This is a genomic window from Flavobacterium sp. KMS, assembly GCF_000813005.1.
GTDB lineage: Bacteria > Bacteroidota > Bacteroidia > Flavobacteriales > Flavobacteriaceae > Flavobacterium.
In genome coordinates this window covers 100,098-117,606 of the sequence record NZ_JSYP01000026.1, presented here as the reverse complement: position 1 = coordinate 117,606, position 17,509 = coordinate 100,098, and the positions used below count along the sequence as shown (strand labels likewise).

Here is a 17,509-nt window from a genome sequence, read left to right as displayed (position 1 = left end):
TATAAATATTGCGCTCCGCTGGAGCTTTTAATAATAAAATTAATATGTTATCTAATAGCCTTTACAAACTCAGCAATATTTCCTGTTCCTTTTTCAGATAAATGTTTGATAAAAGCACTTCCGATAATGGCTCCTTTTGCAAATTGAGTTGCCTGATTAAATGTTTCAGCATTATTAATTCCAAAACCAATAACCTGTGGATTTTTAAGGTTCATATCGGCAATACGTTTAAAATATGATTCTTGCGTGCTACCAAAACCAGATTGAGAACCAGTAACACTTGCAGAACTTACCATGTATATAAATCCGTTAGAAACGCTATCGATAAATTTTATACGATCATCAGACGTTTGTGGCGTGATTAAGAATACATTTATTAAGCCGTGTTTTTCGAAAATCTCTTTGTATTGTTCTGCATAAACATCTACAGGAAGATCAGGAATAATTAATCCATCGATTCCTATTGCAGCACATTTTTTGCAAAACTCTTCGACTCCATATTGTAGAATCGGGTTAAAATAGCCCATTATTACCAACGGGATTGTTACGCTTTCGCGAATTTTTTCTAGTTGGTTAAATAAAACCTGAGTTGTCATTCCGTTATGCAATGCCTGAGTAGAACTTGCCTGAATTGTTGGTCCATCGGCCAAAGGATCACTAAATGGTAATCCGATTTCGATCATGTCGATTCCGCTTTTTTCTAAATCCTGAATGATTTGCACGGTATCACTAAGATTAGGATATCCCGCAGAAAAATAGATAGAAAGTATCTTTTTATCTTCTTGTAGTTTTTGATTTATTTTGTTCATTTTTTTATTTTTTAGTCTAACGGTTTTATCCCGATCCCGAAACTTCGGGACAGGACTGTTAGGTACATTATTAATTTTTTTGCCACAGATTAAAAAGAATTATCATTGATTTCTACTGTAAAATTATTTCACTTTTTCTTTAATCTGTGAAAATCCTTTTAATCTGTGGCATTATTTTTTTAAATTTTTACAATCTCACTTGTCCAAGTATCATTTTGATTTTTTACAATCAATAATCCAGCATCCGAATCATTCATTTGAGCGATTAATTCACCTTTATTATTCCAAAATGCACTTTTTCCACCTGAAGGATATCCCCATGATTCACCACTAAAATTAGACATAAGCACATTCATTTTGTAGGTGCTGGCGTAATCTTGTAGCGCTTTATACGCAACAGGAATTCCGTTTGGCGTAAAGAAAATACTGGCAATATAAATTGCAGTTTTATTCTCGCTTGCATTTTTTGGGTGCAGCGGATTATCAATATCGGCACAAATGGCAAAAGAGATTTTTTTGTTCTCTAATTCGATTGTTGGATTATAATCAAAAGACGATTGATAATAAACATCTTCGCCTTCATGAAGAAATTGCTTTGTATAAATAGAAACCGAATTGTCTGGAGAAATAATAAATTCTCCAATAAACAATTGGTCTTTAATTTTTATAGGTGCTCCAGCAACAATTACAATCTTATTATCTACAGCTAATTTTTTTAAATGCTCTAATCGTGAATCATTTTCTGTGAAAGTAAGTTCACTTGCATTTTCTCTTTCATAACCTGTAATCGATAGTTCTGGAAATACGATTAAATCGGCATTTTTTGTTATTGCCAATTCTATAAGACGATAATGATCCAATAAATTTGAATCGATATCTCCTCGTTTTGGTTTGGTCTGAGCTGCTGCTAATATCATTTTAATAATTTGTGTTATTTAGTTCTTATTTGTTAGTGCTACTTTTATTCCTAAACCTATTAAAACAGCTCCACAACTTTTGTTTATATAATTTGAAAGTTTCTTGTTATACTTTAGTTTTGCAAAAATTATAGAAGAAAAGTTCGCTAAAAATAAGCACCATATTGTTCCTGTAATTGTAAATGTTATTCCAAGTGTTATAAAAGGGACAATAGTATTTTTTAAACCAGAATCTATAAATTGTGGTAGAAACGAAATGAAAAACAATGCTACTTTTGGATTCAATACATTTGTTATTACTCCGTCTCTGTATATTTTTTTTAGATTAATTGATTTCTCTGAAAAAGAAACATCAGTATTAAGTCGAGTTTTGTCCGTGAGCATTTGGTAGCCAATATATAATAAGTAAGCGGCACCGGCATATTTAATAATACTAAAAACGAGTATAGATTTGGCAATAATAATAGAAAGTCCAAATGCAGCAAGGATTGTATGTATTAAGGAGCCTGTAGCAATTCCTAGTACAGACATAAATCCAGCTTTTTTTCCTTGTGCCATACTTCTGCTTAATATGAAAATAGTATCATTACCAGGAGTTATATTTAAAAGTAATCCCGTTAAAATAAAAGTTTCATAATGAATTATACCGTTCATATTCTTAATTTTTAATTGTTTTTTTTGGAACTAATTCTACTGATGCTCGATTTGCGTTAGGGATAAAAGCGACATCCTTTTTTAGTTTTTTTTTTTAGCCTTAAAAAGATATAGCGTCCCTATAGCTATCGGGAAATCCGACCGTCTTTTTCTGACGGTAACGCCCAACTATAACTTGAAATAATCGATATACGTATTTAAATCTTTATCGCCACGACCTGATAAATTAATAACTACGATTTCGTCTGGTCCAAATTTCTTTTTTTCCAGAACGGCAAAGGCATGCGCGCTTTCGATTGCTGGAATAATTCCTTCGGTTTTGGATAATTGCAAGCCAAATTGCATTGCTTCGTCATCGGTAATCGAAATAAATTCGGCTCTGCCAGATGCAAATAAATGAGCATGCATTGGACCAACTCCTGGGTAATCTAAACCTGCCGAGATAGAATATGGCTCGGTAATTTGTCCGTCGGGAGTTTGCATTAATAATGTTTTACTTCCGTGAATGATTCCGATTTTTCCTAATGCCGATGTTGCAGCACTTTCGCCTGAATCAACTCCTAGACCTGCTGCTTCGACAGCAATAATATTTACGTTTTTTTCGTCTAAGAAATGGTAAAAAGCTCCGGCAGCATTACTTCCTCCACCAACACAAGCAATAACGTGATCTGGGTTTTCGCGACCTTCTTTTTCTAATAATTGCGTTTTTATCTCGGCAGAAATCACACTTTGAAAACGTGCTACCATATCGGGATAAGGATGTGGACCAACCACAGAACCGATGATATAATAGGTATCTACAGGATTATTGATCCAATCGCGAATGGCTTCGTTTGTAGCATCTTTTAAGGTTTTAGAACCTGAAAGTGCCGGACGAACTTCTGCGCCTAACATTTTCATACGAGCCACATTTGGCGCTTGACGCTTAATGTCGATTTCGCCCATATATACAATACATTGCAATCCCATTAATGCACAAACTGTAGCCGTTGCAACTCCATGTTGACCTGCACCGGTTTCGGCAATAATTCGGTTTTTACCAAGACGTTTTGCAAGCAAAATTTGTCCAATAGTATTGTTTACTTTATGTGCTCCTGTATGACATAAATCTTCTCTTTTTAAGTAGATTTTGGTATTGTATTTTTTCGAAAGTCTTTCGGCAAAATATAATGGAGTAGGGCGACCTACATAATCTTTTAATAGTGCATCGAACTCGGCTTGAAAGCTTGGGTCGGCAGTAATTTTTAGGTAGTTTTGGCGTAGTTCTTCTACGTTTGGATATAACATTTCTGGAATGTAGGCTCCTCCAAACTCTCCATAATAGCCTTTTTCGTTAACGTTGTATGACATAGTTTATTTTTTTATAATGTTATGTGTAGAGATGCATTTGGTGCGTCTTTACTGTTTAAAGTTGTAAGTTTTGTTTGAAACTATATAATATGTTTTTATCTTTTAACCCTGGTTCGATTTCGAATTTACTGTTTACATCGATGGCATAAATAGGTAAATTGGTTTTCGAAATCTCTTTTATTGTTGCTACTTCTTCTATTCCGATTCCGCCACTAAGGAAGAATGGTTTTTTCGAATTGTATTTGTTTAATATGCTCCAATTGAATGCAGTTCCGTTTCCGCCGGGTAACTTTCCTTTGGTATCAAAAAGGAAATAGTCACAAACTGATTCGTATGGTTTTAATACTTCAAAATCAAAATTTTCATCGGCAGAAAACACTTTGATAAGTTCGATTTTAGGATCAATGTTATTTTTTAATTCCTGACAAAATTCAACTGATTCGTGACCGTGTAATTGAATGGCCTGCAAATCGTATTTCGAAATTTTATCTAGAATATCTTTCTGACTTTGATTCACAAAAACACCAACTTTCTTAATCGATTTTGGTAAATCGGGAATGATTCCGTCAAAATATCGAGCCGATTTCTCCCAGAATATAAATCCCATATAATCGGGTAGGAGCGAGCCTACTTCGGTTATATTGTCGGGATATTTCATACCACAGATTTTTAATTTCATTTTTTTGATGCTTTTGGCTTTAAGCTTTAGGCTTTAAGCTAAATTAGTAATGTTAAGAAGGCTTATTGCTTACAGCATAAAGCTTATAGCTGACTAATAAAGTCAATAGCTGCTTGTCCTGCGTTATCGGTTTTCATAAAGTTTTCACCAATTAAGAAACCTTTGTAACCATAAGGTTTTAATTCGTTAATGGCTTCGACAGAGGAGATTCCGCTTTCGGAAACTTTTATAAAATCATCAGGAATTTGTGCTGCTAATTGTTTGCTGAAATCCAGACTAACTTCAAACGTTTTTAGGTTTCTGTTATTAACTCCGATCATATCCAGCGTTGGCATAATCGATTTTTCTAATTCTTCCTGATTATGAACTTCTAGTAAAACTTCTAATCCTAAGCTTTTTGCAAATTCAGATAATGACTTGATTTCTTCTCTTGTTAAAACCGCAGCGATAAGCAAAATTAAATCGGCTCCATAAGCTTTGGCTTCTAATATTTGGTATTCATCAATAATAAATTCTTTTCGCAATAACGGAATATTTACCGATGCTCTTGCCAAAAGTAAATCATCGAGTGAACCTCCAAAATATTTCCCATCGGTTAAAACTGAAATTCCACAAGCGCCTGCATTTTCGTATCCTTTTACCACTTCTTCTACCGTAAAACTTTGGTTTATGACAGATTTAGATGGAGAACGACGTTTGTGTTCGGCAATGATTCCTGTTGAGCTTACTTTTAGTTTTTGACTTAAAGAAATAGTTTTTCTTTCAAAAAACACAGAACTTTCCAATTGCGAAACTGGAATTATTGATTTTTTAAGAACAACTTCTCTTTTTTTATCGAAAATTATTTTGTCTAAAATATTCATGATTGTTATTTTTTTTATTTAAAATTGAAAGATTTAATGATTTAAAAATTCAGTGTGTTTATAAATTAATCTTTAATTTTTGTACTTAGATATTTTATAAAATTTGATAAATTTTGTGAAATCTCAATGCTTATTTGATAACTTTCTTGAATTTCTGTTTGGTTACAAAAACCAAGTTCACGAGATAATATCAACATACTTCTTACTTCTGCACAACTTCCTTTTGAAATTTTTAAATACCTTATCAATTGTTTGTTATTGTTATATTCAGAGCCTTCTGCAATGTTGTTTGTAATAGAAATTACGGCTCGTTTTATCTGATCTTTAAAACCAAATTCCTTTTCAAACGGTTTGTGATTTAATAATTGAAAAATTAATTTTGCTAATTGAATACCTTTTTTATAAACTTCAAATTCTTCGAAAGATTTTGTCATAATTTTTTTATTTAATAATGAAAGATTTAAAAATATGTAGGGTTGATATTTTAATGTTTTCAAAATTTTAAATGGTTTTATTTCGTCTAGCAATTTTTTAATTTTTAAATCATTAAATCTTTCAATTTTTCAATTTACTTAATTCTTGCAATTTCTTTAACGCTTTGTGTGCGTTTCTAGAAAGTAAACTTTCTTTTGCTAATCCAAAACCGTCTAGCGGTGTACATTTTGTAACCGTTGCAATTGCCAATGCTGCATTAGCGCAAACCACATTATTTTGAGCTTCGGTTCCTTTTCCTGAAATGATTGATGCAAAGATTTCGGCTGATTCTTCGATAGAATTTCCTCCGTGTATTTCGCTTTGTGCTAAAAGACGAACGCCAAAATCACTCGGATTTAACATACCTTCCATCGTGTTTGTAATAATCTTTGTTGGACCAGTTAATGAAACCTCATCATAACCATCTAGCGAATGTAATATTGTGAAATTTACATCGGTATTTTGATATAAATACGCATACATTCTAGCCAATTCAAGGTTAAATACACCTAATAATTGATTTTTTGGAAACGATGGATTTACCATTGGTCCCAGCATATTAAAGAATGTTTTTACTGCCAATTCTTTTCTTATTGAACCTACATTTTTCATTGCGGGGTGAAATAATGGGGCGTGAAGTATGGCAATTCCAGCTTTGTCGATGCATTTTTCAATGTAATCAGGATCATTGGAGAATTTGATTCCCATTTTTTCCATGACATTACTAGAACCCGAAATAGAAGAAACTCCGTAATTACCATGTTTGGCTACTTTTATTCCTGCACCAGCCGTAACAAATGAAGCCAGAGTTGAAATGTTGAAAGTATCTTTTCCGTCTCCACCAGTTCCAACTAAATCGATGGTATTGTAAGCCGATAAATCTACGCGAATGCATAAGTCTAATAAGGCTTCGCGAAAGCCTGCTAATTCTTCGATGTTAATACTTCGCATCATAAATATGGTCAAGAATGCCGATATCTGACTTGGGTTATAATCACCATTTGATATATTAATCAATACGTTTTTAGCCTCATCTTTAGTAAGGACTTCGTGATTGGTTAATTTGTTTAATATATTTTTCATTTTTTTTTAGGCTCTAAGTTTTTTACTGTGACTGCGTACTGCTTACTGAATACTGATTTAATGTTCGTTTCCTTGATAAATCCACATTGGTTCTGTTTGTCCTGCACGTTCAAATCCATTTTTGGTATAGAACTCTATTGATTTTCCATCAGCGGTTAACATTTGCATATGGAAGTCACGATATTTTTCCTGCATTTTATCACAAATCATTTTGCCTATTCCTTTTCCTTGATATTCTGGGAGTACTAATAAATGTGGATAATAAACAGTTAGATAACCGTCGGAAATTGCATTTCCAAGTCCAACAAGTTTTTTGTCATCCCAAGCAGTAATTAAAGTTTCAGAATTTAAAAGTGCTTTATATAATAAATCAGGTTTTTCTGCCGAACTCCATTCATTGGCTTTATACAATGTTATTATATCTTCGATATTAATTTCTTTGGTTTCTAAAATTCTGATATTCATTTTTTTTAAGTTGCTAAGGTTCTAAGGTTCTGAGTTACTAAGTTTTTTCTTTAAATGGTAAACTGCGACTGAATACTGCGACAGATTACTGTAAACTAAAGACTAACTCTTAACCCAGTTCTCTAACATTTTTTTCCCGTTTGGTGTCAATACACTTTCGGGATGAAATTGTACTCCACGTACATCATAGGTTCTGTGTCTTAATGACATTACTTGTCCGTTTTCGTCGTAAGATGTAGCTTCGAGAACATCGGGTAAAGTTGCATCGACAACCCATGAGTGATAACGTCCTACCTCAAATTCTTTTCCTAAACCTTCAAATAAAAGTTCATCATCTACAACCGTTTTCACATTGGTAGCTACGCCATGATATACTTTGTCAAGGTTTGATAATGTTCCTCCAAAAACTTCTCCTATGGCTTGTTGTCCTAAACAAACGCCTAGTATGCTTTTGGTTGATGCATATTTTTGAATAACAGCTTTTAGTAAACCTGCTTCGTCTGGAATTCCTGGTCCTGGTGAAAGTAATATTTTGTCGAAACTTGCTATTTCATCAATATCAAATTCATCATTTCTGTACACTGTTACTTCGCAATTTAAATCTTCCAGATAATGTACAAGATTATAAGTGAAGCTATCGTAGTTATCTATTACTAGTATTTTTTTCATTTTTTTGAGGTTCTAAGTTGCTATCCCGAAGTTTCGGGACTGAGGTGCTAAGTTTTAAACTGTGACTGAATACTGAAACTGGCAACTAATTTTTTATTTTATTTTTCTCGAACGTATTTTTCGATGATTATTCTATCTATTCCAAGTTTTTTAATTTTTTCAACTCCTTTTTGAATTAAGGTATCGTTTTTAAATTTTACTGTAAATTCAAATTTGTTGTTCTCCCAGTCTCTATTATTGAAATATTCTAAATTCTCTGTGTATGTACTATCTTTTAAAGTATATTTTCCTCCACCTCCGAAGAATAGTGCATCTGCTTTTTTCCCGTTATTTAAGTCATGGTTAAAGAATGCAAAGTGGGAGTCATTTATAATTTTAATCATTTTGGTTTTTGGATTGAATGTTGAAAAAGTTGAATCTTTTTCGGTTGTCTCTGCCGATATAAGTCGCCAGGTTCCTTCAATGTCTTTTTTAATACTTGTAGTCTCTTGCTTGTTTTTCTCGTTGCAAGAAGTTAAAAATACCATAACCAATAATAATCCAATAGTGTTTTTCATAGTTTTTAGTTGTTTAATTTTTATTTAATGTTTGGTTTGTTAAGTTGTAATTTTTAAGCTTTTCGTTCGGAACTTAAGACTAAAAAACTGCGACCGAGTACTAAATTTTCTCTGCCATTTCAAGAGCGGTATTTAATGCTCTTAATTTATTATATACTTCTTGCATTTCGCTTTCTTCGTCTGAGTTTGCTACGATTCCAGCTCCAGCCTGGCAATGCAATTGGTGGTTTTTACTCAGGAAAGTTCGAATCATGATGGCATGGTTAAAGTTGCCTTCAAAATCCATAACACCGATAGCACCACCATAAAAAGTACGATTGGTTTTTTCGTATTCTTCTATAAGTTGCATGGCTCTGTGTTTTGGTGCTCCGCTTAATGTTCCTGCCGGAAAAGTATCGGCTACGACTTGCATTGTAGTTGCTTTTTCATGTAAATGTCCTGTAACTTTTGATACTAAGTGTATTACATGAGAGAAGAATTGTACTTCACGATATTTCTCTACGTTTACATCGTGTCCGTTTCGGCTTAAATCATTTCTGGCTAAATCGACTAACATTACGTGCTCACTATTTTCTTTTTTATCTTCAGATAATTGTTTGGCAAGAATGGCATCTTGTTCATCATTTCCTGTTCTTTTGAAAGTTCCGGCAATAGGATGAATTTCGGCTTTACGATTTTTTACAATAATTTGTGCTTCTGGCGAAGAACCAAATATTTTGAAATCACCATAATCAAAAAAGAATAAATAAGGTGAAGGATTGATGCTTCGTAATGCTCTGTACACATTAAATTCATCACCTTTAAATCCTTGTGTGAATCGACGTGATAAAACTAACTGGAACACATCGCCACGGAAACAATGTTTTTTTGCTAAAGCTACATTATGCTTAAATTCTTCATCGGTTAGATTTGAGAATCCTTCGCCTTCTTTAGAGAATTGGTATGAAGCAATATTTCTTGATTGCAATAATTGTTCTATTTCAGAAATATTATTTCTTCCATCTACGCTATGGCAAAAGATATAAGCTTCGTTTTTAAAATGATTTATTGCAATTATATTTTGATAAACTGCATAATATACATCAGGAATAGAAATGCTATTGTCTTTTTTTGCAATAGTTACTTTTTCGAAATAACGAACGGCATCGTAAGAGATATAGCCAAATAATCCGTTGTTGATAAATTTGAAATCGTTTTTCTCCGATTTAAATTGTCCTGAAAATTCCTGAATAATTTCTGGAATATTAGTCGAATCATCAATTGCTATTTTTTCTGTAGTTCCATCAGGATAAGCTTTAGAAATAGTTTCGTTCTCGATTTTAATACTTGCAATTGGGTTGCAGCATATGTAAGAGAAACTATTATCGTTTCCGTGATAATCGCTACTTTCCAGCAATAAACTATTAGGAAATTTATCTCTAATTTTAAAGTAAATGCTCACAGGCGTTACAGTGTCTGCAAGGATTTGTTTGTAGTGTGTGTTGAGTATAAAAGGTTTCAATGTGTTGATTTTTTTAAGATTTAATATATTATTTTCCGGAAAATTATGAACAAAAAAAAAGACTTGTCGTGATGACAAGCCTTTCATATTTATAGTTTGAATAATACCATAGGAAGCTTAGTTCACGACGTCTGACGTAAATTGTTCCACCACCAAGTATTATTTGTAATTGTTTTCATAAACTTTTTTGTTGGTACAAATATATAAATGTAATTTGAGTATTCGTATACATTGTTTTAAAAAAAATCTCTATTTTTTTGAGTTTTTTGTTAAATTTAATTTAAGTATCCCATTTTAATGGCTTAATTTCCACTGACTAATGTATTATTTAAGTTCATTCTAAAATCTGGATTTGCTTTAATATTAGGTTCTGTAAATAATGCGACATTTCTTATAGTTGTATATTCTAAGTTAAATGCAGGGTTTTGATACCAGTTTTTGATGCCCGAATCGAAGTTAGAATTTTCGCTTAAAATAGCACCTTGACAGTTATTGATTATTAATCCGTTTAGTTTAATTTTTTCAAGGTTAACTATTCCATCTCCAATTTTTCCTTGAAAAACCATAAAGGGTGTAAAACCTGAGATTACACTATTATTTAAGGTAAAATAACTATTTTCTCCTATATGTGCAGCTTCGCGAACAAGTCCTTGATTGCTTTCTTCCAGATTTACCAAGGTGATATTATTGGCAGTTATCTTGGTTAGTTTTTTGCTTGTATCTGTACTTTCTATTTTGTCATACGAATCGATTTCAAAGCATCTTGAACCTGAAATATCCGAAGAGTAGGGATGACGAATGGCAATACTATTATTTATAGTGCATTGTACTCCTTGTGTAAAATCAAAATCATCATCGGTAGCTCGGTAGGAAACTAAGTTATTCATAACGACATCTCCGCCATAAGATTCAAAAGAATCATCATTAGAATAACTGATCTGAATATATTCTAACTTGGTTTTACGACCAACTCCAGCCAATGATAAACCATTAATTTCTTTTAGAGCATTTAATTTTCTACCAGAGTATTCGATACGTATGTATTTTAAAATACCAGAGTTATCGTCAGCATCTTGTCCGCCATAGTGATTTACAACAGGATCTAGATTAAAATCTAAGAAACTAACTCCACCCATTTTATTAATCGGTGCTTTTCCCAGAAGGATTATTCCGCCCCAATCTCCAGGTTTTCTTTCGGCAACATTCTTGTTAGATGTAAAGATAATTGGGTCAGTTTCTAACCCTTCTGCCATTATCTTAGAGCCATTTGTTATTACCAGTGTACCACAAGTTTTATCATCTCCTCTTATTACCGTTCCGGGTTCGATTGTTAATACAGCATTATTGGTTAAATATACAACACCAACTAATTGATATGTATTTCGCTTATATAATTTGGTATCCTTGTCGATAGTTCCTGCCAGAATATTTGTAGCTTCATTATATTCTATTGATGCAGGTTTAAAATTTGTCCATTTATTCATCCAGTTTGATGCGCCAACAATCCCTTTTTGTTGTTGTGCATTGACTATAATACTACTTACTAAACAAATAATTACAAGGTGTAAATTTTTTTTCATAGTGGTGTCTTTAGCAAAATTTGATTTTTGGATAAAAGTCTTTTGGTTGAGACAAAGACTCTTTTTTAATTGTCCCAAAAGTAAAAGTGGTTTGTTAATCAAAGAATGGTAAGATATTATGAAAGTGTTATTATACCTTTAAGAACGTTATTTTATTTGTTCGTAAAGCGATTGTTGTATTTAAATATCAAAAATTAAGGCATAAAAAAATCCCATTCGCCGTGGCGAATGGGATTTTAAGAATTAGTAAGCTTGTGTGATATTAGAATTTTAAAGCTACAGTTAATTCAAAATCATCATTGATGGTTTTGTCTCCTAAGTTTTCAAAGAAGTTTCCTGAGTTGTATTTAATATCATATTTAGTTCTGTCAACTTTAAATGCAGTTGTAGCAGTGTTACCATTTACAGTAATATCAAAAGTTACTGGTTTAGTAATTCCTTTGATAGTTAAATCTGCAGTTACAGTATAAACATCAGTTGCTTTTGCTCCGATAGTTTTGAAAACTAATTTAGCAGTTGGGAATTTTTCAGTTCCAAAGAAATCATCTGCTTTCAAGTGACCGTTTAATTTTCCTTGGTATTCACCAGAAAGGTCAGTTGCGTTAATAGATGTCATATCTACAGTGAAAGTTCCACCAGCTAATTTTTTCCCTTTAAATACTAAAGCACCATCTTTTAGGTTTACAGTCCCAGAGTGTTCTCCAGTTACTTTTTTTCCTACCCATTTAACAGTACTTGTTTTAACGTCAACTTTTTTAGTTTGTGCGTTAATTGAAACTGATGATAAAGCTACTACTAGAGCTAAAGCGATTGATTTTAAATTTTTCATTTTGTTTGATTTTAATAAATTTGGATTAATAATTATAGTGTGATAAATAATTCTTCTTGAGATTTTCTTACTTTTTTATGATGCTGTGTTGCATCTTCTTCGTGTCTGTATCCTACAGTTGCGATAACAGAAGCATTTAAATTTAAAGCATCTAAGCCTAAGATTTCATTAAATGCAGCTGGGTCAAAACCTTCCATTGGCGTAACGTCAATTTTTAATTCTGCAGCAGCATTCAATAAATTACCTAAAGCTAAATAAGTTTGTTTAGATGCCCAGGTATTTTTTACATCTGCTGGAAGCGTAGAGATTTTAGATTTCATAAAATCGCTATATCCAGATAATGATTCAGCTGGGATTCCTCTTGTTTCGCTAATGTTTTTGATAAAACCATCAATTTCAGCATCACCAATATTAGTGTCATTTGCAAAAACAACCAAATGAGATGCTTCAACAATTTGAGATTGTCCCCAAGCAACTGGTTGTAATTTTGCTCTTAATTCCGGTGACTCAACAAAAATTACTTTATATGGTTGTAATCCGTATGAAGACGAACTTAAACGTATCGCTTCTTTAAGTGTATTTAAATCTTCTGTTGAGATTTTTTTGGTCGCATCAAACTTTTTGGTTGCGTATCTCCAATTTTGATTTTCTAGGAAAGTATTCATGTTATTTGTTTGTATTAATTTTTTTGATTTCTAAATTTCTCTAATAATTCATTTAATAATTCTAATTCTTCTGTTGTCAGGTTTTCAGAAAAAACAGTTTCGTGTTCAATTACTTTTGGGTCTAGTTCTTTTAAAACACCCAATCCTTTTTCTGTAATCGATACTTCTATTTTTCTTCTATTATTTGGGCATACATTTCTAGTGACAAAATCCTTAAGTAATAATTTATCGACTAATCGGGTTGTATTGCTTGTTTTTGCCAGCATTCGGTCCTGTATAACACACATGTTAGCTGGATTTCCTTTTTGACCTCTTAATATACGTAACACATTATATTGTTCTCCCGATAAATCATAAGGTTTTAAAACCTCATTAAATTTATCCTGAAGTACATTTTGTGTATACATGATATTCAGAATAACTCTTTTTGGATTATCCATCTTAACGGTACTTTTTATTACATCTTCAATTGTCATAGTCGTCAGTGTGTAATTTGTATATACAAATGTAGTATGTTTTTATTGTTGTATATACAAATGTGTTGTTAAATTTACGTTAATATTATTGAAGGGATTTTTTCGTGGTTGGAAATCGAGTTTAAAATTAGGAAAATATAATTTATAATTTGAATTTAAGGTATTGATTAATTGAAGTTTAATTGTTTCTTAAAGTGGCGTGAGACTTTGTGTAGGGTTTAAATTTTGACAAAAATTTCTGGTTGAAGTGTAAAAAAAAAAACCGACAGATTTTAAAAATTTGTCGGGGTTACTGTCTTAAATAAGTGAAATATAATATAAGTTATTTTTCGCTTAAGGATTCTTCTATAAAGGTATTTATTGTTTTTTGTTCTTCGATTGTTGCGTCATTGTCCATATCATTATGATTAATAGTTGTAAATAGAACTTTGATTCCATATTTTTTTTGTTCTTGCTCCGTAGGTAATACGCCTTCGTCTGCGCTATAGTTTTTAGAACGCAACGTATATACTCTAGGTTTATAAACTCTGGGAAGAGGCATTCTTCGGTTATCCATTGTTATAATTCTATAAACCAATTCAGGATATTTATCAGCAAATAAAGCCGTCATATCTCCGCCATTCGAATGTCCAATTAAGGTTAGATGTTTGAAATCTAACTCAGGATTTGTTTTTTTAAATTCATTCAATACATATCGAATGTTTTCAACGCCTCGATCCCAATTAGGTCTTCTGGTAATTTTTAAATCTCCTTCCATTGCAAGAAGATCATCTGTTGGTAATTCGTGTTGAATACTGACAACAAAATATCCTTTTGACGCTAAATTTTCAGTTAAATGGGAATAAATCATATTATCTCCACCTTTGTTTTCTCCATATCCATGACTGAAAATTATTGCCTGTTGGTTATTTATTTTCTTGTCTGTATTTGGATGATATATGGCAACAGGAATTTTTCTATCTCTTGAATTATCAAATATTTCTATGTTGTCTAACTTAACGTCATAAGTAGTATTTGATACTTGACTATTCGTTTTCTTATTGCCTGAACAACTTATCAATAGTAAGCAAAGTAAAATCTGAGAATATATTTTGGTCATTTAGCTATGCTTCTATAAATTTTGTTTGTGAGGATATCTAATAATTAAGTTTAGGAAAAATATTAATGAGGCAAATTATCTTTAAAATAACCATAAACCCAAGTTCCTAATATTGCGCTTACCAATGTTACTGCAATTACTGTAACTCCAGTTCCTATTTGTGCAAATAGGGGACCAGGGCAAGCTCCGGTAATTGCCCAACCAAATCCAAATAACAATCCGCCATAAATCTGACCTTTACTAAATGTTTTAGGCTCAATCTTGATTTCTTCTCCCTGAATAGTTTTTACCTTGAATTTTTTTATCAAAAAAACAGACAGCATTCCTACTGCAACTGCGCTTCCGATTACGCCGTACATAAAGAAAGATTGTAAACGGAACATTTCCTGAATACGATACCAACTGATGATTTCGGCTTTTACGAATACTATGCCGAATACAATTCCGACAAGCATATATTTTAAGTTTGAAATTTTCATTTTTAAAGTTTTAAAGTGAAAGTATATAAGGAAGAATCAGGTTTGCCATAACAAATCCGCCAATCATAAAGCAAATAGTTGCTACCAGCGAAGGCCATTGCAAATTAGAAATTCCCATGATTGCGTGTCCACTTGTGCATCCTCCCGCATAACGCGTTCCGAAACCTACAAGAAAACCACCTACTACAATCATTATAAAACCACGTAGGGTTAATAAACTTTCCCATGAAAAAAGCTGAACTGGCATTAATCCCGAATTATCGGTAATACCATAAGTCGCTAACTCAGTTGTAAGTTTTGAGTTTATTTCGATAGCATTTGGATTCGATAAGAAAACAGTTGCTATTATTCCGCCTAAGAATATTCCGAAGACAAAGAATAAATTCCAACTTTCTTTTTTCCAATCATATTTAAAGAATGAAATATTTGCAGGAATGCACATAGCACATATATGGCGTAATGATGAACTAATACCAAATGCTTTGTTACCAAAAATTAATAAAATAGGCACGGTCAATCCTATTAGCGGACCCGAAACGTACCAAGGCCAAGGTTCTTTTATGATTTCAATTAAATTCATTTTTCTTTTTTTTAGGTTTTAAGAGGCAAAGGTTCAGAGGTTAAAAACCAAGAGAATAAGGAACTTTGAGAAAAACTCAAGTTTAAACTTAGTCTGCGCATTTTTGTCATTTCGACGAAGGAGAAATCTCCACGAGTAGCTCGACAATTTAAGAAAAAAACGGTGAGTTAGTTTCTTGCGGAGATTTCTCCTTCGTCGAAATGACAAGCTTGGGGTTGTTTTATGTAAAACTAAAGTTTCTTACACTCTAGGACTAAAACCTTTGTTGCTTTGAACCTCTGTACCTTTGTTACTTATTTACTTTAAAACTTTGCTTTGACAAACGAAATCTGATTTTGGAATTGTAGTTTTTGCAATAGCATTAAAACCACCTTCAACTTCGGTGAAGTTTCTAAATCCGCGTGCTTGTAATATTGATGCAGCAATCATACTTCTGTATCCGCCAGCGCAATGCAAATAAAAATGCTCTTTTGGGTCGATATCTTTTACCCAGTCATTAATATAAGCTAATGGTTTGTTGTAAGCATCTTCTATATGTTCGGCACTATATTCAGTTTCTTTACGAATGTCGATTACTTTGTTTTCTTCAACCTTAAATTCATTTGCAAATTGGTCAGGTGTAATTCTGTTTACCGTATCAATTTCGTAACCTGCATTTTTCCAGGCATCAAAACCACCTTCAAGATGTCCGATAATCGAATCAAAACCTACACGACTTAATCGGGTTACAGCTTCTTCTTCCAGTCCTTTTTCGGTTACTAATACTATAGGTTGTTTTACATCGGCAATTAAAGTTCCTACCCAAGGAGCAAAATCACCGTTGATTCCGATATTTACCGATTGCGGAATAAATCCTTTGCTAAAATCGCCATTATTTCTAGTATCCAAAATCAAAGCACCAGTTTCTTCTACTACTGCTTCAAATTCGTCAACTTTTATAGTTTTCATTCCGTTATCTAAAACAGATTCAAAACTTTCATAACCACTTTTGTTCATAGCCACATTCATGCTAAAATAAGCAGGAGGAGGTAGTAAACCATCGGTTACTTCGGTAATAAATTCAGCTTCGGTCATATTAGCACGCAAGGCATAATTGGTTGCTTTTTGGTTACCAATTGTCGATACCGTTTCTTTACTCATGTTTTTACCACAAGCACTTCCTGCACCGTGAGCTGGATATACAATAACATCATCTGCCAAAGTCATTATTTTAGTTCGTAACGAATTAAATAATATGGCTGCCAATTGTTCTTGTGTCATCGAAGTGGCTTTTTGAGCTAAATCGGGACGACCAACATCTCCAATAAATAAAGTATCTCCAGAAAAAATCGCATAATCTTTTCCGTTTTCATCAATTAATAAATAAGTAGTGCTTTCCATGGTATGCCCAGGAGTATGCAACGCTTTTATTGTGATGTTTCCTAATTTAAACTCTTGTCCATCGGTTGCAGAAACACAATCGAATCCACATTCGGCATTTGGACCATAAATAATCGGTGCACCAGTTTCTTTACTTAAATCAACGTGTCCTGAAACGAAATCGGCATGGAAATGAGTTTCGAAGATGTATTTTAATTTTACTTGGTCACGATTTAAACGGTCTAAGTAGGGTTGTATTTCTCTAAGTGGATCTATAATCGCAGCTTCGCCATTTGAAGTAATGTAATAGGCGCCCTGTGCTAAACATCCGGTATAAATTTGTTCAATTTTCATTGTTGTGTAATCTTAAATAATGTTTTACAAAGGTAACTTTGTTTTTTTGGAAAATAAGTGACTAATG

At 32.7% G+C, this 17,509-nt stretch carries 20 protein-coding genes; all 20 read right to left on the bottom strand.

The window, feature by feature from the left end:
* Positions 1-47: 47 nt before the first annotated feature.
* The 20 genes from trpA to OA93_RS21205 all read right to left on the bottom strand — a co-directional run bounded on the left by trpA (position 48) and on the right by OA93_RS21205 (position 17,442).
* Complete coding sequence (gene trpA / locus OA93_RS21300; RefSeq protein ID WP_039116050.1) at positions 48-809, bottom strand: tryptophan synthase subunit alpha; 762 nt, start codon at positions 807-809, stop codon at positions 48-50.
* A 179-nt stretch (positions 810-988) separates the two neighbouring features.
* Positions 989-1,726: a carbon-nitrogen hydrolase family protein gene (locus OA93_RS21295; protein WP_039116049.1), complete on the bottom strand. Its 738-nt coding sequence runs from the start codon at positions 1,724-1,726 to the stop codon at positions 989-991.
* Between the two features lie 18 nt (positions 1,727-1,744).
* Positions 1,745-2,380 carry a LysE family translocator gene (locus tag OA93_RS21290; protein WP_039116047.1) on the bottom strand — a complete coding sequence of 212 codons (636 nt, stop codon included), beginning with the start codon at positions 2,378-2,380 and terminating at the stop codon, positions 1,745-1,747.
* Positions 2,381-2,548: 168 nt separating this feature from the next.
* A complete protein-coding gene (trpB, locus tag OA93_RS21285) occupies positions 2,549-3,730 on the bottom strand; it encodes a tryptophan synthase subunit beta (RefSeq protein ID WP_039116046.1) in 1,182 nt (393 codons plus the stop codon).
* A 55-nt stretch (positions 3,731-3,785) separates the two neighbouring features.
* The gene (locus tag OA93_RS21280; protein ID WP_039116043.1) at positions 3,786-4,409 is read right to left on the bottom strand and encodes a phosphoribosylanthranilate isomerase; all 624 of its coding nucleotides are present in this window, start codon (positions 4,407-4,409) and stop codon (positions 3,786-3,788) included.
* 83 nt (positions 4,410-4,492) lie between these two features.
* On the bottom strand, positions 4,493-5,272 hold the full coding sequence (gene trpC, locus OA93_RS21275) for an indole-3-glycerol phosphate synthase TrpC (protein ID WP_039116041.1): 780 nt from the start codon (positions 5,270-5,272) through the stop codon (positions 4,493-4,495).
* A gap of 65 nt (positions 5,273-5,337) precedes the next feature.
* Entirely contained in the window at positions 5,338-5,799 is a 462-nt protein-coding gene (locus OA93_RS21270; protein WP_240474774.1) for a four helix bundle protein, read from the bottom strand.
* A gap of 28 nt (positions 5,800-5,827) precedes the next feature.
* Positions 5,828-6,829, bottom strand: a complete 1,002-nt coding sequence (gene trpD, locus OA93_RS21265) for an anthranilate phosphoribosyltransferase (protein WP_039116038.1) — start codon at positions 6,827-6,829, stop codon at positions 5,828-5,830.
* A gap of 57 nt (positions 6,830-6,886) precedes the next feature.
* Complete coding sequence (locus tag OA93_RS21260; protein ID WP_039116037.1) at positions 6,887-7,294, bottom strand: GNAT family N-acetyltransferase; 408 nt, start codon at positions 7,292-7,294, stop codon at positions 6,887-6,889.
* 102 nt (positions 7,295-7,396) lie between these two features.
* Positions 7,397-7,963 (bottom strand): aminodeoxychorismate/anthranilate synthase component II, encoded by a 567-nt coding sequence (locus OA93_RS21255; protein ID WP_039116035.1) that lies wholly within the window; start codon positions 7,961-7,963, stop codon positions 7,397-7,399.
* 98 nt (positions 7,964-8,061) lie between these two features.
* Positions 8,062-8,520, bottom strand: a complete 459-nt coding sequence (locus tag OA93_RS21250; RefSeq protein ID WP_039116033.1) for a hypothetical protein — start codon at positions 8,518-8,520, stop codon at positions 8,062-8,064.
* Positions 8,521-8,620: 100 nt separating this feature from the next.
* On the bottom strand, positions 8,621-10,021 hold the full coding sequence (locus OA93_RS21245) for an anthranilate synthase component I family protein (protein ID WP_039116114.1): 1,401 nt from the start codon (positions 10,019-10,021) through the stop codon (positions 8,621-8,623).
* A gap of 302 nt (positions 10,022-10,323) precedes the next feature.
* On the bottom strand, positions 10,324-11,601 hold the full coding sequence (locus OA93_RS21240) for a hypothetical protein (RefSeq protein ID WP_039116032.1): 1,278 nt from the start codon (positions 11,599-11,601) through the stop codon (positions 10,324-10,326).
* Between the two features lie 262 nt (positions 11,602-11,863).
* Entirely contained in the window at positions 11,864-12,430 is a 567-nt protein-coding gene (locus OA93_RS21235) for a YceI family protein (protein WP_039116031.1), read from the bottom strand.
* Positions 12,431-12,462: 32 nt separating this feature from the next.
* A complete protein-coding gene (locus OA93_RS21230; protein WP_039116030.1) occupies positions 12,463-13,095 on the bottom strand; it encodes an NAD(P)H-dependent oxidoreductase in 633 nt (210 codons plus the stop codon).
* A 14-nt stretch (positions 13,096-13,109) separates the two neighbouring features.
* A complete protein-coding gene (locus OA93_RS21225; RefSeq protein ID WP_039116029.1) occupies positions 13,110-13,571 on the bottom strand; it encodes a MarR family transcriptional regulator in 462 nt (153 codons plus the stop codon).
* Between the two features lie 322 nt (positions 13,572-13,893).
* Positions 13,894-14,670 carry an alpha/beta hydrolase gene (locus OA93_RS21220; protein ID WP_039116028.1) on the bottom strand — a complete coding sequence of 259 codons (777 nt, stop codon included), beginning with the start codon at positions 14,668-14,670 and terminating at the stop codon, positions 13,894-13,896.
* 62 nt (positions 14,671-14,732) lie between these two features.
* On the bottom strand, positions 14,733-15,149 hold the full coding sequence (locus OA93_RS21215) for a DUF6691 family protein (RefSeq protein WP_081912428.1): 417 nt from the start codon (positions 15,147-15,149) through the stop codon (positions 14,733-14,735).
* 10 nt (positions 15,150-15,159) lie between these two features.
* Positions 15,160-15,729, bottom strand: a complete 570-nt coding sequence (locus OA93_RS21210; RefSeq protein WP_039116026.1) for a YeeE/YedE thiosulfate transporter family protein — start codon at positions 15,727-15,729, stop codon at positions 15,160-15,162.
* Between the two features lie 297 nt (positions 15,730-16,026).
* Positions 16,027-17,442, bottom strand: a complete 1,416-nt coding sequence (locus OA93_RS21205) for an MBL fold metallo-hydrolase (protein WP_039116025.1) — start codon at positions 17,440-17,442, stop codon at positions 16,027-16,029.
* Positions 17,443-17,509 lie beyond the last annotated feature (67 nt).

Excerpts from the sequence above, each read along its gene's own strand:
- trpA (WP_039116050.1), bottom strand. The coding sequence starts at position 809 with ATGAACAAAATAAATCAAAAACTACAAGAAGATAAAAAGATACTTTCT.
- OA93_RS21295 (WP_039116049.1), bottom strand. The coding sequence starts at position 1,726 with ATGATATTAGCAGCAGCTCAGACCAAACCAAAACGAGGAGATATCGAT.
- OA93_RS21290 (WP_039116047.1), bottom strand. The coding sequence starts at position 2,380 with ATGAACGGTATAATTCATTATGAAACTTTTATTTTAACGGGATTACTT.
- trpB (WP_039116046.1), bottom strand. The coding sequence starts at position 3,730 with ATGTCATACAACGTTAACGAAAAAGGCTATTATGGAGAGTTTGGAGGA.
- OA93_RS21280 (WP_039116043.1), bottom strand. The coding sequence starts at position 4,409 with ATGAAATTAAAAATCTGTGGTATGAAATATCCCGACAATATAACCGAA.
- trpC (WP_039116041.1), bottom strand. The coding sequence starts at position 5,272 with ATGAATATTTTAGACAAAATAATTTTCGATAAAAAAAGAGAAGTTGTT.
- trpD (WP_039116038.1), bottom strand. The coding sequence starts at position 6,829 with ATGAAAAATATATTAAACAAATTAACCAATCACGAAGTCCTTACTAAA.
- OA93_RS21260 (WP_039116037.1), bottom strand. The coding sequence starts at position 7,294 with ATGAATATCAGAATTTTAGAAACCAAAGAAATTAATATCGAAGATATA.
- OA93_RS21255 (WP_039116035.1), bottom strand. The coding sequence starts at position 7,963 with ATGAAAAAAATACTAGTAATAGATAACTACGATAGCTTCACTTATAAT.
- OA93_RS21250 (WP_039116033.1), bottom strand. The coding sequence starts at position 8,520 with ATGAAAAACACTATTGGATTATTATTGGTTATGGTATTTTTAACTTCT.
- OA93_RS21240 (WP_039116032.1), bottom strand. The coding sequence starts at position 11,601 with ATGAAAAAAAATTTACACCTTGTAATTATTTGTTTAGTAAGTAGTATT.
- OA93_RS21235 (WP_039116031.1), bottom strand. The coding sequence starts at position 12,430 with ATGAAAAATTTAAAATCAATCGCTTTAGCTCTAGTAGTAGCTTTATCA.
- OA93_RS21230 (WP_039116030.1), bottom strand. The coding sequence starts at position 13,095 with ATGAATACTTTCCTAGAAAATCAAAATTGGAGATACGCAACCAAAAAG.
- OA93_RS21225 (WP_039116029.1), bottom strand. The coding sequence starts at position 13,571 with ATGACAATTGAAGATGTAATAAAAAGTACCGTTAAGATGGATAATCCA.
- OA93_RS21220 (WP_039116028.1), bottom strand. The coding sequence starts at position 14,670 with ATGACCAAAATATATTCTCAGATTTTACTTTGCTTACTATTGATAAGT.
- OA93_RS21215 (WP_081912428.1), bottom strand. The coding sequence starts at position 15,149 with ATGAAAATTTCAAACTTAAAATATATGCTTGTCGGAATTGTATTCGGC.
- OA93_RS21210 (WP_039116026.1), bottom strand. The coding sequence starts at position 15,729 with ATGAATTTAATTGAAATCATAAAAGAACCTTGGCCTTGGTACGTTTCG.
- OA93_RS21205 (WP_039116025.1), bottom strand. The coding sequence starts at position 17,442 with ATGAAAATTGAACAAATTTATACCGGATGTTTAGCACAGGGCGCCTAT.